The organism is Acidicapsa acidisoli (assembly GCF_025685625.1).
Taxonomy (GTDB): Bacteria; Acidobacteriota; Terriglobia; order Terriglobales; family Acidobacteriaceae; genus Acidicapsa; species Acidicapsa acidisoli.
In genome coordinates this window covers 178,678-194,465 of the sequence record NZ_JAGSYI010000005.1, presented here as the reverse complement: position 1 = coordinate 194,465, position 15,788 = coordinate 178,678, and the positions used below count along the sequence as shown (strand labels likewise).

Sequence of the window (15,788 nt, the reverse complement as noted above, 5' to 3'; positions counted from 1 at the left end):
ATCCTGCGCGGCAAGACGCGCAACTGAGAGTGAGCATGTATTCGCAATCTGAGCCTTTAATCCCGGAGTCCCTGATTTTTGACTTTGATGGTGTCCTGGCGGATACCGAGCCGCTGCATTGGATGGCCTGGCGGGAACTGCTTCTCCCACACGAAATCGAACTCAGTTGGGAAGAATACTGCCGGATCGGACGCGGCGTAACCGACGGGCATATGCTGACGAGGCTTCCGCAGGTAGTATCCAACCCAACACTGCATTCAACACTGCGGGATCAACTGCGACACCGCAGAGATATGATCCCGAGCTTGTGTGCACAGGGGTCTCTTATTGGTGAGCCTACGGTCAAGCTGCTGGAATCCCTCTCGCCCTTTCGGTTGGGACTAGTTACGAGTTCGAGTCGATCCGCTGTGGAACCCGTGCTGCATGCTGCAGGCGTGGTGAAACACTTTCAGGCCACGGTGTATGGCGATGAAGTAAGCCAACACAAACCCCATCCTGAGCCGTACCTTCGCATTCGGGAGAAGCTTGGAGTATCAGCCGGGCTTGTTTTTGAAGACTCCGATGCCGGAATGGAAAGCGCGACGGCCGCAGGATTCAAGGTGATTCGTGTGCTTGCCCCAGCGAATCTGCCAGAAACCGTTCAAAAAGCTCTGGGTAGGAGCTGATGGGGGAGATTCACAAGATGACGCTTCAGAACATGCAACACCACGCTGGCTCGCGAAGCGGATTCTCTCGTCGCGAATTGCTGAAATCCGGAACGGCTTTGGCTGCAGGCTACGCAGCACTCGGACCAATCCATGCACTTTCCCAAGGTAAAAGCAATCGAAAGCGGCTCGCCTACGCCGGAACGTATAACAGCCCGGTCGATGGCGGAGCGGGCAATGGCAAGGGTATTTACCTCTTCGAAATGGATTCGATCAGCGGTGAATTGACCCTGGTCAAACTGGCCGCGGAAGCGCGTAATCCTTCCTGGCTTGCTCTTGATCCGTCAGGACGGCGCATGTATTCGGTCAATGAAATTGCGGATTACGAAGGCCGAGGCGGATCAGTAAGTGCCTATGCAGTCGACTCCGCAACCGGTGATCTTCGACTCCTGAACCGCGTAAGTTCGGAGGGAGCGGGGCCTGCTCATCTGAGTGTCGATGCGTCCGGAAAGTACGTTTTTGTCGCGAATTACAATGGCGGAAGCGTGGTCGTTGTGCCAATATTGGCATCCGGAGAACTTGGGCCAGCGGTCTATGTCGAACAAGACAAAGGCTTCGTAGGAAGCACACGAGCATTGAACGCGCCTCCGGGCAGCTTTGCGATCAGCGGTCACGATAAACCCCATGCCCACATGATCCAATCCGACCCTGGCAACCGCTTTGTGTTGCATACCGATCTCGGACAGGACCGCATCTACGTCCATAGCCTCGATCCTGCCACCGGTAGATTGAATGCAGTTGGAAATCCGCCGTTCATTTCACTTCCAAGTGGAGATGGTCCTCGCCATTTTGTATTTCATCGGAACGGCAAATGGCTCTACTCTCTTCAGGAAGAAGCTTCCAATGTGGTGTTTTTCGATTTTGATCCCGCGACGGGATCTCTTGTGCCCCAACAGACGATTTCGACTCTGCCGGCACATTTTAGTGGAACTAGTTTTACCTCAGAGATCCTGCTTTCGCCTGACGGACGCTTTTTATATGCAGCGAATCGGCTTCACGATACGATTGCTGTTTTCTCGTTGAATCCGAACGGCAGGCTGACTTATGTGGGGGAGGCTTCGACGGAGGGCGATTATCCACGGCATCTGAGTATTGATCCGAGCGGGACGTTTCTCTATGCGTGTAACCAGCGCAGCGATGACATCACTTGCTTTCGTATCGACCGCAAGACGGGTATGCCGATCTTTACCGGACAGTACACAGCCATTGGTAGCCCGACCTGCATAGTATTTGCAGGCTAGCAAGACTTGTTGCTCCCATTCGGTGCAAATTTTTTGTAAGTGGTGCGCTGGTGTAATTCCTGACCGGGTGAGGTGGCTGAAGACGATCGCGCAGCCGTGATTTGGCTGCATTACCGCTGCGCGCCATGTCTTGTCCTGTTTCGCCAGCTTCACTTCTTTTCAACCCCATCCGTGGCCGCAAAATTTCTCTCGTTCTGCCTGAACTATGATCACATCGTCTCTAGCTGCTGGCGGAGCGCGGGCAGGAGACCGCGCATCTACGATTAATGGAGCTGGATGGAAGCAGCTCGATTGACGAAAATATTCTCAGTGGATAATGAGGAAAATTTCCTTATTTCTCGTAAAATTTCTTGACATTGCCGCCTCAATGACTGAATATTTTTCCAACATTAGGTTTTGTTGAAGCCGTGATTGGATCGGGCAGGAAATCATCTCGCTACGAATAGGAATTCATACGGATGTTAATCGAGGAGCTTTTACCACCGAAGGTTCCCTATTTCTCCGGTCATCGCTTCATGTCGTCGGGCGTGCCTGAGGCGCTGGTGTGCGGAATACAAACAACGGCTCTTAGAGTTCCTGCTGTCAGTCTGTGCCTGCCAATCTCCAGCTAATCAGGCGGCTAACTATAGGGCGCTATCGCTATAAGCGCTATGAAGGCAAGTGGTGCGATTATTGCAATTTCTCAAGTAGCAGCATATGTGGCGGTTTCTCGCGGAGCCGAATTCTATCGGGTAGATGGGGAGAAAATGGTTAATAGACGTGAATTTCTAAACACAGCAGCGGTAGGGGCGGCGGGCTTGGCTATAAGCGCGACCGCGAAAAGTTATGGTCAGATCATCGGCTCCAACGATCGTCTCAACTTTGCAATTATCGGCCTTCGTTGGCGCGGCTATGCTCATCTTGCAGGGCTCAAGGCAAACAAGGATGCCGCGCGTGTCTCGTATGTATGCGATGTGGACAGCAATAACCTGTCAAAGTTTGCGGGCATTGCAGAACAGCAATTGGGCTATGCGCCTGCCACTGAAAAGGATTTTCGGCATCTCTTTCAGCAGAAGGATTTGGACGCCGTTACCATTGCGACTCCAGACCACTGGCACGCTCCGTTGGCGATTGCCGCGCTGCAAGCAGGCAAGCACGTGTATGTTGAGAAGCCATGCGCTCACAACCCTGCCGAGGGAGCATTGCTGGTGCAGGCGCAACAGAAATATCAAAAACACGTGCAGCAGGGCACGCAGCAGCGATCGTGCACGCATACCATCGAGGCCATCGACAAGATACACAACGGCCTGATCGGCAGGCCTTACTTTGTCAAAGCCTGGTATACGAACACGAGAAAAGGAATCGGCTTCGGGAAAGATGCACCCGTACCGCCGCAGCTCGATTGGGATCTGTGGCAGGGACCTGCGCCGCGACGGCAATATAAAGATAATATTCATCCTTATAACTGGCACTGGTTCAAGCACTGGGGCACAGGCGAGGCTGGTAACAACGGCACGCATAATATCGATCTCTCCCGTTGGGCGCTCGGAGTCGACTTTCCGCAGAGCGTTGTGGCGACAGGCGGAAGATATCAGATGAAAGACGATCAGCAGTTTTATGACAGTCTGGCCGTCAACTTCGATTACGGCGACAAGATGATCACCTGGGAGAGCCGATCCTGCAACGGAATGAAGTATCTCGATCGCGATGCGGGGCTGGTCGTGATGGGCACCACCGGCTCGGTGCTGATCTATGGCGATGGCGGCGATGGTTATGAAGTCTTTGATCTCAAGGGCAACCGGACCGGCGTGTTCAAGCTTGATGATTCTATTCCCTTCTATAACAAGCTCGAAGGGGACATCGCAACGGATGCCCACTTTGCGAACCTTATCGCGGCGATTCGCACAGGAGAGAAACTGCACGCGCCTATCTCGGAAGGCAATAAAGCGGTGACCATGATGCTACTGTCCAACATTTCGTGGGAGCTGAACCGTGTCTTGCAGCTAGATCAGCAAGACGGGAAGATTCTTCATGATCCGCAAGCCATGAAGATGTGGGGGCGCGAATACGAGAAGGGCTGGGCACCTCATCTCTAAAATAGGCGGGGCGATAATCGGTCTTAGCATTGTCGCCAGTAAACTGTATTAAGTCTTACGAACGATGGTCGTTCCCGGTGGCAGGAGCATAACTCCGCGGGAGCGGCCATCGTTCGACTATAGTCCTCACCTTACTTGCTGAGCGAGCCAGTCGAATACGCTCTCCTGAGTGCGGTGGGCAAAGCGGTTGATGTCGACTGGCGTTTCGAATTTCAGAGATTCGGGATGACCAAGCAGAGCATATATCTTCTGCGATGCCTCGATCTCGCGCTGCACATCTGCAAGGCGGGCATAACGGTCGAGTGTGGGTGCGACCACTAACGCCGGTTTGGGCGCAACCGATGCCAGGACTTCATCGAAGTCAAAGGGAAGACGGTCCGGGTGATCCACGAAGAAGCCGAGGCGTGGCAGCAATCCATGAAGATGCGAGTACTGCCGGATACCCTCCGTGCCTTTGTCTGGCGTGTCGAGCCGCAATGGATCGACACCGCAGATCGCTGCCATGCCTCGCACGCGTTCGTCGAAGGCCGTGGTCAATAAGCCAACTTTGGCGCCCAGTGCGTAGCCAAGCAGGAAGATTCGCGGGGAGTCGATTTCTTCCAGACTGGAGAGCGCTTCGACCGCCGCGCGTGTGTCTTCGATCATGTTGCCCAGCATCGACCAGCGCGGATAGCGGTCATAGAATCGCCTGGCCTCATGGATGCGTGCTCCGAAGCCAACCTGATCGAAGGCGAATACGGCGAAACCTCTTTTCACCAGCAACTGGAACGACGGCCTGGAGTCTTGATCGTAGATTGATCCTCCTGAAGCCCAAGGCCTCCAGGCCGACCATCCGTTCTGATAGCTGTAGGGATGCAGCCAGATGACCACGGGCCACTTACCGGACTGTGGTTTTTGATCCGAGTTCATGGGGTAGAAGAGCTCGCCCATCAAGCCATCTCCGAAGGGAAGACCAGCTACACCCATCCCTTCCGGCTTGAATCGCGGCTCCGAACTCTGATCGTCAATGGGCCTGTTGTAGAGTGTTGCCAGCCAACCCTCGGAAGTGCCGTTGCGCGCCAGGCTGCGCTCGGGTAGATTCCGCTGCGCTTCAAAGGTTACTCGTGGTGGTGCTTCGCCCAGCAGGCGTGAAATCTTCTGGATGATGGATTTTCTTTTTTCTTGCCACTGCGCAACCGAGCTGATCGGACGACCGTCTGCCTGACTTAGAAAATCGCCGACCGTTCTTTTCGGGTAAGAGAGAGGATCGATCTTTTCCTGCGAGATCTGCTGCCAGCCTTCGAAGGTGTAGCCCAAGATCCAGGTGTCGAATTCCGGGCGGCGTTTTTGATTGAAGATCGAATCCAGGAAATCGAGGTATTGTTCGAGGTCCGAGACTGCGGTTGGATGTTCCCCATCCCGGAGATTGAGACATAGCTTATCTTCGTGTCCAAGGAGGCTGTAGACGCGTCGTATAGAGCGATATGCCTGTTCGTAGCCGAAGGGATTGCCCTCCGATTCGGCGTAGCCGGAATACATCAGGAGTCCGCGCGGCGCGACCAACGCCGCTAACATGTTTTGGTCGACGGGGAGCTTATCTTCGCGGCCAGCGAAGAATCGCAGCCGAGGGTGAAACCAGTGGGGGAAGACCCCTGTGATTCTCTCGAGGCTTTCGTTGGCGAAGATATCTGTGGTGTATCGCCAGGGATCGGACTCGCCGGTATTGCCGCTTGAGAGGATCAGCGCTGAGATCCGTTCGTCAAATGCAGCTGCCAGCAACGATTGTTTTCCATGCCGCGAGTGTCCGGCCAAGGCTATCTTGTTCGTATCGACTTCGGACAAGGTGAGGAGGTAGTCTACGGCGCGTGAAGCCGACCACGCCCAGCGTGCGATACAGGAAAAGTCGTACTCCGGATAAATCTCAATGTACCGGTCGGAATCGTCGCTGTCTCCACCGCCATAAGCCGGATCATTGGCGGCGTAGTAGCAGCCGATATAGCCCCGCCGCACGGCGGTGTAGAGCCAGGGAAACTTTCTGCTGTGGTTGGTCAGGAATACAGGGAACGGGCCTTTGCCGTCTGGAATGATCAACTGCAGACGTAGCGTGGCGTGATGATCGGGGCCGAATTCGAGCCGGATGTCGCGTACGGTGGTTGTACCTTCGCGCCGAGTTGCGGTAACGACTGCGCGGAGGTTGTCGGGCGACGGTGGCATCTTGCCGAAGACCCACTGTTCCATTTGCGCGCGGATCCATTGCTTCTGGCGATTCCACAGAACTTCATTGGTCACTGCGATCTGCCGGCCGTTCTCTGTAAAGATGAGCGGATCGGGGAGATAGGGGATGGACGGCATGGATGCAAAGTCCGGAGGAAGCTCACCGGTACGCCGCACCCAGTCCTCCCAGGTTTTGTCATAGGCGTTGATGCGCCCGGTCTGGGGCGTGCTGGTGGGGGGAAATATCTTGAGGAATGTCGCGAGATCCGCGCGCCGCCTCGATTCTGCATCGAGCGCTCCAGCCGCAGATTGCGCAGAGGCGATGTGTTCGATCCCTAACATCGATGTTGCAGCTGAGAGTGCGGCGGCCTGCGTGAGGAAATCTCTTCTAGTAAATTCGACATTCTTTTGTGTCATGAGAAAGCCATCTCCATCTGTTCGACTTATAGAATGTTCAATTACATCTTCCGTGTTGCGGACTTCATCTGGGCGTGCGGGGAAGCGACTGTACCGACTTTGCATGCGACGCAGAGCTCGCTTGTAACTCCGTTGCCCTCTTCGATTGTGAAGATGCGGTCGACAGAGGAAATGTTTAGCTTCTCGACGCCGCCGCTAGGCCAGTGAATCTCGACCGCATCGACCGTGGTTGCGTTGCCGAGACCGAAATGCACGCGCTGATCGTTGGAGGACAGGTAACTACCGCCGCTAAGGACATCTTCGCGTTGGCGCATGCCATTTGCGTTCAGATAAACGGTGGCGCCTATAGCATCCCGAGGACTCCTGGGGCCGCCGATGAGTTTCATCTCTATCCAGTGATGGCTGTCGTCGCTCACGTTGCCGAGCAGAACGGGATGATGGTCGATCACATTGATGACGACGTCGATCTTGCCGTTGTTGAAGAGATCGCCGAAGGCTGCTCCGCGCCCGGGCATGGTTTCTGCCAGCCCAGTGCCTTCGACAGCCGGGATAAGCAGGAACTTCTTACCTTTCAGGTTGTGATAAAGCAACGGCCGTTGTGCAAAGCTGGTGCCCCAGTCAGAGTGATCGACCTGCGGATATATATGGCCGTTCACCATCATGATGTCTTTCCATCCATCGTTGTCATAATCAAGGAAGCCTACGCCCCAGCCGAGGAATGGGATGCTATCCTGTGCGACGCCGACGTCATAGCTGACGTCGCTGAAGGTGGCATTGCCATCGTTGTGATAGAGAACTTTGTAGTCGTCGGAAAAATCAGTCACGACAAGGTCGAGAAGGCCGTCGTTCTCGTAATCACCGACGCCGAGTCCCATACCGGCGATCTCACGGCCATCGCCATTCAGAGCAAAGCCGGAGACATAGCTATTGTCCTTGAAGGTGCCGTCGCCTCTATTGAGATAGAGATAATTGGGTGTCGAGTCGTCCGCTACAGCCAGATCTAACTTGCCATCGCCGTTCAGATCAACGAAGACAGCGGTGAATCCGTAGTAGCCATTGGGATCGCTGACTCCCGCCTTGACGCTGACGTCGGTGAAAGTACCGTCGCCGTTGTTGTGGAATAGGTGATCGTGCTCCCCGGGAAGACCGCGGGGTCCGCACTCAACGGTGACACCGCGAAATTGGCAACTGGCAGAAGCGACGCCTGCCGAACCCTGTGTTGGCTGATTGTTCATATCGTAGTGAACGTAGCCCGCAACAAAAAGGTCGAGGCGCCCATCTCCGTCGTAGTCGCCGAAGGTGGCTCCAGTGGACCAATTTCCCAACTCAACGCCTGCGTGTGCAGCGACATCAGTAAACGTGCCGTCGTGGTTGTTGCGATAGAGACGGTTCTTGCCATAGTTGCTGACGAAGATGTCAGGCCATCCGTCGTTGTTGTAATCGCCGATGGCAACGCCAAAACCCCAGCGGTCGTTGGTTACTCCAGCCTTCTCCGCGACGTCGCTGAAGGTGCCGTCGTGGTTGTTGTGGAAGAGAGCGGCGTGCGGAGGCGTGGTCTTGCCACTTAGAGCATCATATGTAGAGCCGTTGACCAGATAGATATCGAGCCATCCGTCGTTATCGTAGTCAATCAGGCCGACCCCGGAGCCGTTCATCTCAATAATGAACTTCTTCTCGGCGGTGCCTACACGATGACTCCAGACATCAAGACCAGCTTGATGCGTGCGGTCGACAAACACGACCGGACCTTCTTTTACGAAACCTCCCGCAGTGATAGGACGGTTCTGGGAATCGTGAACGGCCTCATACACTCCTCCGGTGCTCGCCCCACCCATCCCCATTGCCGACTGTTCGTGAGCCGGGGTGGCTTGAGCCGGCGAGGCGATAGGCAGAAGGAACCCTGCTAGAAAAAGAGCGATTATGCAATCCGACAACCGGCACACTCCAGTTAGAACATAGAGGAAAAGAAAGACGTTTCCATGGTGCAATTCTGGCTTGTTCAATGAGCTATGGGATCGTGAGCAGAGGCGCCAAATTCGTTTGAACGGGTTGCGTCATCGATTTCTATTGCTGCGCGGCATGCTGTGCATCTGCTGTTCGATCGCCTGACAGGTTCTGTTGCACTTGGTCGTTGAACGACTTGAGTAACTTTGCCGAAGTATCAAATTCCAGTTGTGCATTTACGGTGTCACCTAGATGCGTCAACACCTGTGCCCTTAGATAATGCACGCTGGCGCTCTGCGACGCCAGGGCTACGGCGTGATCCAACATCTCCAGCGCCTCCCGGAAACGGGAGGATCGCCGGTATAGCTTGGCCAGGCCGATGTAGGAATTCACGAGCGTCTTATCGAGCTCGATCGCTTGGCGGAAGCTATGTTCGGCTTTGTCAGTTTGATTCAGCCGTGCATACAAGACACCCAAATCTTCGTAGTCGTAGGCGAAGTCTGGATTGAGTAATGTATCTTTTTGCAATTCTGTCTCGGCCAGTTGATCGGCGTGCTGTTCAAGATAGGTACGCCCAAGAAAGTAGTGCACTAAGGGAAGATCTGGCTGCGCAGCCGCAGCAGCTTTGAACTCTTCAAGTGCTTTGATAGTGTTATCTTCCGCCAGCCATGCCTTGCCGACATACAAATGAAACTCTGGCTTATCTTGGCCAATGGCAAGCATCTGATTGAAAGACTGTTGTTGCAGGGCGGGGTTGTCTGACTTACTGGCCGCTATGCTGATCACATATAGATAGTTCAGGTTATGCGACTCAGTTGGCCACAGTGGCGCAAGAGTTTCAGAGGCTTCTTTATATCTGCTCGTAAAAAAGTAGCAAAGTCCGAGGAGGTACCTTGCCTGAAGCGAGTCCGGCGTCCGCTGCAGGATCGCGGAGAACGGCTCGATCGCTGACGCAAAGTCGTTTTTTCTATAGTAAGCAAGCCCAATGTTTAATTGGATCCCAGGTTCATTTGGAGAAAGCACGTCAGCCTTCTTCAGTTCGGCCAGGGCGCTATCCCATCGCTTCTCGCGCATGTAGGAGACGGCCAGATTGACATGGGCACCACTCGATTGTGGGTCCAGGGCGATGACCCTTTGGAAGTCCTCTTCTGCGAGCGCCAGTTTGCCGTCTTGGAGGGCTTCCTTGCCTTGATGAAAGAAGACCGCAGGGTTAGCTCCGGTCTGATCAGGAGTTTGTCCGGCGTCTGCCGCGAGTAGAGGTGTTCGTAAAGGTGTGGCGGCCGAAGCTTCGCTCTCTAGCATAGCGGCGAAGATGGGGAGCAGAATTCCCTGGACGAGAAAAAATGCCAGGAGAAAGCGAAACCTGCAGCGCAGTTTTAAAGCTCGGCTACCGTCCGTCCGACATGATCGGGAGATCAGCTGCGAGCTGTTATAGGTCTTATAACTCATTTTGTTAGTTAGCAAGGATAGCTCCTGGCGAACTCCAGGGGACGGCTGCACCGCTTTAAGGAAAAAATCTCAATGAAACGCTCAAGGTAAGCTGCGAATGAACCCCAGTTGTCCAGTGGGGGCAGCTCTCTATGTTGTCTTTTTGTCCCAAACGCCCGGCAAAAACCTGAGATGGACATCTGTGGGACACAATAATCCGGTACTGCTTTCGATTCAAGCGTTTTTTATCGAATCTCATCCGAGAGCGCTTGACGCGCGCAATCGATGACCGGAATCTGGTTTGGGATAGCAGCCAAGATTGTCCTATTGGTGCGGCGGAAATCAACCCTTTGAACAGATTTTGGGCGTGAAGTAAATCACGGTAAACACAAGCGTTCAGATGCATTGCGAGGGGAAAACGTCGAATGTTCGGGGAAGATTTGGTGGATGTTGGGGAAATTTTCTTTATTATTTAATTTTTTTCCTTGACTTCCATAATTGATTTGCTTCAATCTACGGTTCAACACGAAATCGCAACTTCTATTTCAAATAGCAGAAAAATAATGCTTCTCTGTGGAGGTCTTCTACCGAATGTTGAGCCAGGCACTCTTTTCTCTGAAGGTTCCTCGTCCTTTGGGCTGTGATTCCATGCGGCAGAGCATGTGTCGGACAGTTGCCTATCGAATGCAAGCAATCGCATTTTGTGTTCTTTTCTCGTGTTTGTTTCTATGGATTCCGAGCCGCCTGTCAGCCCAGCAATCCGGCGCGATTAACGGGAGTATTACGGATGGAAGTGGTGCGGCCATTCCTAATGCAGAGGTGACATTGACGGAAACCCTTCAGGGAACCGTCATCAAGGCCATCGCCAATACGACAGGGGACTATGATTTCCCTGCCTTACAGGCGGGTACCTACATGCTCCAGGTGACGGCCCCCGGATTTGAAACGTATGAGGCGAAGGATATTATTTTGCGCGTCTCACAAACTGAACGCGTGGACGTAAAAATGACGGTCGGTGCGGTGACCTCGGCAGTCGAGGTTGAAGCCAACGAGATGGGTACGGTACAGACAGAGTCGGCTGAGCTTTCCGGGACCATTACTGCGACGCAGATTACGCAGTTGGTGTTGAATGGCCGCGACTTCAGCCAGTTGGTCACCCTCACGCCCGGAGTAGTCAACCAGACCGGGAGGGATGAGGGCGCAGGCGGCCATGTTGGCAACGTACAGTTCAGTATGAATGGCGGTCGCGTGGAGTACAACAACTGGGAGCTGGACGGCGCTACCATCATGGATAACGGCAGCAACAATAATCTCAACGTCTATCCCGGTATTGACGCGATTGCGGAAACTGAAGTGCTGACTTCAAACTATGGAGCGCAGTACGGTCGGAACGCCTCTGGCACCGTGCTGGCACAGACTAAGTCCGGCACTGAGCAATACCACGGCGATGTCTTTGAATTCTTGCGCAATAATGCCTTCAATTCGCGAAACTACTTTGAGCAAACGGTTCCGGTTTACAAGAAGCACGATTATGGATTTACCCTGGGAGGACCTTTCGCCATCCCGAAGTTCTACAATCCTGCGCTGAGAAAGACGTTCTTTTTCTATTCGCAGGAGTTTCGGAACGAACTTGTGCCGAGCAATGTTTATAACCAGCAGGTACCTTCAAACGCAGAGCGCACGGGAGATTTTTCAGACCTTTGCCCTGTCGCCGGAAGCCCGCTCGATACAGCCGACTACCCCAGTTGTCCGGTAGACTCGACAACCGGAACGTATTACCCCAACAACCGGGTGCCTATCGACCCAAATGCCGCAGTCATGATGAATGCCCTGATTCCAGAGGCGAACGTAGGATCTGGGACCTCATCTTTCTATCAGTCGTCACCGGCACAGCTGACCACGAGTGCTACCGAGGTCTTCCGCGTCGATCAGGTGATCAACGAAAAGCTGCGGGCATTCTATCGCTTTATCTATGAATCGTGGAACACAACTGAAACCTCGCCGACCTGGCAAAACAACTCATTTCCCACGGTGCAGAACTCCTACCAGGTGCCAGGCGTAGATATGGTGGCGAATCTTACCTATACTGTCTCGCCATCACTGGTCAACGAGTTCGTGGCTGATTATACAACCGATAAGAATAATATGAAGAACATCACCACCGATATCAGCCGGCAAGGTTTCACGGGCAACGGATTTTTCAATAATGGATATGACGGCAATACTCTGCCGAGTCTGTTTGTCACCGACCCTGCCTATGGTGGTGGATTCGTTGTGAATACGGGATTCTTTCCGTGGAAGAATTCAAATCCGACTTATAGCTACAGCGATATGCTGACCAAGACTTTGAAGAACCACACGCTGATCTTCGGGGTAAGCTTGATCGCTGCTCAGAAGAACGAGGCGCAGAACCCGGGAAACACTCAGGGCTCCTTTACCTTTATTGCCAGTCCAGAGTTGAGATCGCATAACGGCTTCGCCGATTTTCTAACCGGACAGGTGGCCAAGTTTTCACAGTTTTCCTCTACGCCGGTGTACTACAACCGCTACAAGATTGTAGAACCGTATCTTCAGGACAACTGGCGCGTGAACCAGAAACTCACGTTGAATGTTGGCCTTCGTCTGAGTCTCTACGGAGCTTATGAAGACATCAGCAAGCAGTCCGGAAATTTTGAATCGGCAGCGTGGAGCGCGGCGAATGCGCCGACGATCGATGTCTCCGGAAACATCACAGGTCAACCGGGCGCGCTCATCCCGGGCACTGGCAATATCTTCAACGGGATCGTCAGTTGCGGTCTCAATGGAGTGTCCGACGGTTGTATGTCGGGACATCTTTTCAATCCGGCGCCGCGTGTTGGCTTTGCCTATGACGTCTTCGGGTCTGGTAAGCTGTCAGTTCGCGGAGGCTACGGCATCTTCTTTGAGCATACGAACGGTAACGAGAGTAATTCGGAAAGCCTGGAGGGCACGGCGCCGGTAGTGACCAATCCTCAGGAGTTCGACTTTACGGGCTTTAACAACGTAGGCGGCGGAGGACTGGAGTTCCCGCTTGCTACGATCGCCATTCCCACCAAGGCTGTCTGGCCCTATGTTCAGCAATACAATCTGACTGTACAGGGAGAGCTGCCTCGCCATGTCACGATGCAGGCCTCTTATGTTGGCAGCTTAGGTATGCACCTGCCGATCCGAACGGACCTAAACCAGCTACAGCCGCTCTCGGCTTCCGAGAATCCCTATGGGCCCGGCCAGGCGATTTCCGCCAACGATTGCAATAGCCTCTCGGAGAATGTGAACGGAAACTACACCGGAACTGTCAATGGCCAGGCGGTAACCGGAAATGTATTGAATCATCTGGTCATTGCTTGCGGAAATTCTGCGGCGCCCTATCGCCCCTACATGGGGCTGAACGGGATAACTTATATCCATAACGCGGGTCAGTCTAACTACAATGCTCTTCAGGTCGGCATCTCGCGTTACTTTGGAAAGCTCAATGGAAGCGTTGCTTATACCTACGGCCACTCGATCGACGATGGCTCGGATGGAGGGTCGACGGAAGTTGTCAATAGCAACAATCCCCGCGCCACCATGGCGAGTTCCACCTTTGATGAGAAGCATGTGCTGGAAGCAAGCGCCGTCTACGACCTTCCGAAACTGAAGGAGCAAAAACTATTGCGCCCGGTGTTTGGTGGATGGCAGGTATCCGACCTGACAACCTTCCAGACCGGCGCGCCATTCAGCGTTGTTAACACGAATTACGTAGATAACGCAGGCACTGGAAATTCCGTAAGTACTGTAACGTCGTATCCGGATGTCATAGGGAATATTCATGGTCCTGCAGCGATCCGGCATCCGATCGGGCAGCCAGGTCCGCGGCTATACAACAGCGATGCGTTTGTCGATCCACAGGGTCTGACATATGGCAATGCTGGTCGTGACATACTCAGAATACCTACTCGCACGGAGTACGACATGGGCCTGTTCAAGAACTTTGCAGTGCGCGACACCATGCACTTCGAATTTCGAGCGGAGGCCTTTAACATCTTTAACCATACTCAATGGAGCGCGATCAACGCCAATTCCTGTTATGGCGCGGAGAACTGTTCGAACAACGCCTTCCTGACAGCAACGAGCGCACATAACCCACGCATCTTGCAATTTGCCGGGAAGTTTGTGTTCTAGTAGCAGAATTCTGGAGGACAAGGGGCAACCGGAAGTTTTCCGGTTGTCCCTTCGACGAGAGCGCCCAAAAAAAACAAATGGTGGTGCCGACATGGACAAGACTAGAAGAGAGTTCCTAAAGACGGGAGCAAAAACGCTCGCGTTGGTTACAGCAGCCGAACGTCTTGAGGCGTGGCGCACGCCGCGGACCGTACTGGGAGCCAGCGACCGGGTCAGGCTGGGAATTATTGGATTACGCGGACGCGGTCAGGAGCATATTCAGAGATTTGGAACGCTTCCGAATGTTGAGATTGCGGCGCTCTGCGATATCGACGACAGTGTGCTGCGCGAGCATCTTCAAGTGGTGCAGAAGATGGGCTTTCGACCGAAGACGTATACCGATGTTCGCAAGCTGCTCGAAGACAAGTCGATTGATGCTGTTTCGATTGCGACGCCTAACCACTGGCATACTCTTATGTCGATCTGGGCGTGCCAGGCGGGCAAGGACGTCTATGTAGAGAAGCCATGCTCGCATAACTTATGGGAAGGCAGGCAATTGGTGCGCGCGGCAGCGAAATATGGCCGAATGGTGCAGCATGGAACGCAGAGCCGCTCGATTCCGTCGGTCATGCAGGCCGTGAAGCAGATGCAAGACGGGCTGTTAGGCGATGTCTATATGGCTCGCGGCCTTTGCTACAAATGGCGAGATACGATCGGTCGCACGCCGGTATCGGAAGTTCCTGCCGGCGTCGATTACGATCTCTGGACTGGACCGGCTCCTTACCAGCCTTTTACCAAGAATCATTTTCATTACAACTGGCATTGGTTTTGGAACTATGGCAACGGAGATATTGGAAATCAGGGTGTTCATGAGGTAGATATCGCCCGCTGGGGATTGGGTCTGGGCTTTCCCAATAAGATCTCCGCCATAGGTGGACACTTCGTGTTTGAGGATGACCAGCAGACCCCGAATACACTGAGCTGCGCTTTCCAGTATGATCTGCCTGACGGAAAGCGCAAGATGATCGAATTCGAGGTTCGCCATTGGATGACCAACCACGAAGCTGAAATCGGAGCCCGAGCGAATGCCGATGCGAGGCCCAAAACGGCCCAGGCAGCCGCCGTTCCAAACTGTCCACATGGCGGTTGCGGCGCGCAGGATCTGTATCCGAGTTATGGCGGCAGCGGACATGAGAACACTGTCGGAGATATCTTCTATGGATCGAAGGGTTACCTGGCTGTCGACAGCGTGCTAGGCGGTTACCGGACCTGGATGGGAAGAGAGCAGAAGGCCGGCCCGTCCATGCCTCACAGGCCGGAAGATCAGGATCACTTTGGAAATTTCATTGCCTGCGTGATCAGCCGGAAACAAGAGGAGCTTCGAGCACCGATAACCGAAGGTCACATTTCTGCCGGATTGGTGCATTTGGCCAACGCCTCGTACCGGCTCGGGCGAACTCTGACCTTCGATCCCGAGACGCAATTGGTCAAGGATGACGATGAGGCCAACTACCTGCTGCGCGACGGAGACCGTGGATATCGAGCGCCGTTTGTCGTGCCGGAAGAGGTCTAGACTTTCGCGTCTCTCACATAAGTCAAAGACTTATGACACTCAACCGATCGGCAGT

8 protein-coding genes are annotated in these 15,788 nt (G+C 53.8%); 5 read left to right on the top strand and 3 right to left on the bottom strand.

Going from position 1 to position 15,788, the window contains the following annotated elements; translation table 11 throughout:
- Positions 1-35 precede the first annotated feature (35 nt).
- From OHL23_RS25905 to OHL23_RS25895, 3 genes are all read left to right on the top strand, one after another.
- A complete protein-coding gene (locus OHL23_RS25905; protein ID WP_263354948.1) occupies positions 36-665 on the top strand; it encodes an HAD family hydrolase in 630 nt (209 codons plus the stop codon).
- 17 nt (positions 666-682) lie between these two features.
- Entirely contained in the window at positions 683-1,945 is a 1,263-nt protein-coding gene (locus OHL23_RS25900; protein WP_263354947.1) for a lactonase family protein, read from the top strand.
- A 746-nt stretch (positions 1,946-2,691) separates the two neighbouring features.
- Positions 2,692-4,020 carry a Gfo/Idh/MocA family protein gene (locus OHL23_RS25895; protein WP_263354946.1) on the top strand — a complete coding sequence of 443 codons (1,329 nt, stop codon included), beginning with the start codon at positions 2,692-2,694 and terminating at the stop codon, positions 4,018-4,020.
- A gap of 126 nt (positions 4,021-4,146) precedes the next feature.
- Here the strand turns inward: OHL23_RS25895 and OHL23_RS25890 are convergent, their stop codons facing one another.
- The 3 genes from OHL23_RS25890 to OHL23_RS25880 form a co-directional block, all read right to left on the bottom strand.
- Entirely contained in the window at positions 4,147-6,630 is a 2,484-nt protein-coding gene (locus tag OHL23_RS25890; RefSeq protein ID WP_263354945.1) for an alpha/beta hydrolase family protein, read from the bottom strand.
- A 41-nt stretch (positions 6,631-6,671) separates the two neighbouring features.
- Positions 6,672-8,471 carry a CRTAC1 family protein gene (locus tag OHL23_RS25885; protein WP_263355061.1) on the bottom strand — a complete coding sequence of 600 codons (1,800 nt, stop codon included), beginning with the start codon at positions 8,469-8,471 and terminating at the stop codon, positions 6,672-6,674.
- Between the two features lie 223 nt (positions 8,472-8,694).
- Positions 8,695-10,038 carry a tetratricopeptide repeat protein gene (locus OHL23_RS25880; protein WP_263354944.1) on the bottom strand — a complete coding sequence of 448 codons (1,344 nt, stop codon included), beginning with the start codon at positions 10,036-10,038 and terminating at the stop codon, positions 8,695-8,697.
- A gap of 555 nt (positions 10,039-10,593) precedes the next feature.
- Here OHL23_RS25880 and OHL23_RS25875 point away from each other — a divergent pair.
- The gene (locus OHL23_RS25875) at positions 10,594-14,181 is read left to right on the top strand and encodes a TonB-dependent receptor (protein ID WP_317891731.1); all 3,588 of its coding nucleotides are present in this window, start codon (positions 10,594-10,596) and stop codon (positions 14,179-14,181) included.
- Positions 14,182-14,272: 91 nt separating this feature from the next.
- On the top strand, positions 14,273-15,733 hold the full coding sequence (locus OHL23_RS25870) for a Gfo/Idh/MocA family protein (RefSeq protein ID WP_263354943.1): 1,461 nt from the start codon (positions 14,273-14,275) through the stop codon (positions 15,731-15,733).
- Positions 15,734-15,788 lie beyond the last annotated feature (55 nt).